At 37.9% G+C, this 480-nt stretch carries 1 pseudogene; it reads left to right on the top strand.

The window, feature by feature from the left end:
* Positions 1 to 480 (top strand): annotated as a pseudogene (locus FHK88_RS11705) (ribonucleoside-diphosphate reductase subunit alpha); the annotation flags it as partial.

Raw genomic sequence — 480 nt, forward strand, 5'->3', positions numbered from 1 at the left:
CCAATGCCAACCGCATCTACATCTCAAATTTTGGGTAACAACGAAGCATTCGAGCCTTATACTTCAAATATTTATACCAGACGTGTACTTTCGGGTGAGTTTATTGTGGTAAACAAACACTTGCTTCACGATTTAGTAGAGCGTGGCTTGTGGAACGAAACCCTGAAACAAGAGTTAATGCGTAATAACGGATCGGTACAAGCGCTTGATATTCCTCAGGATTTGAAAGATCTATACAAAACCGTTTGGGAAATGTCTATGAAGGATATCATTGACATGTCCCGCCAGCGTGGGTATTTTGTAGATCAGTCACAATCATTGAACTTGTTCATGCAAAATGCTAATTATGCTAAATTAACTTCCATGCACTTTTATGCTTGGCAATCAGGTCTTAAAACCGGAATGTATTATTTAAGAACAAAAGCTGCCGTTGATGCTATTAAATTTACCGTAAACAACGATAAAAAAGCAGAACCTATT

Source organism: Psychrobacter sp. I-STPA6b, assembly GCF_020662265.1.
In the GTDB taxonomy this organism is placed as follows: domain Bacteria; phylum Pseudomonadota; class Gammaproteobacteria; order Pseudomonadales; family Moraxellaceae; genus Psychrobacter.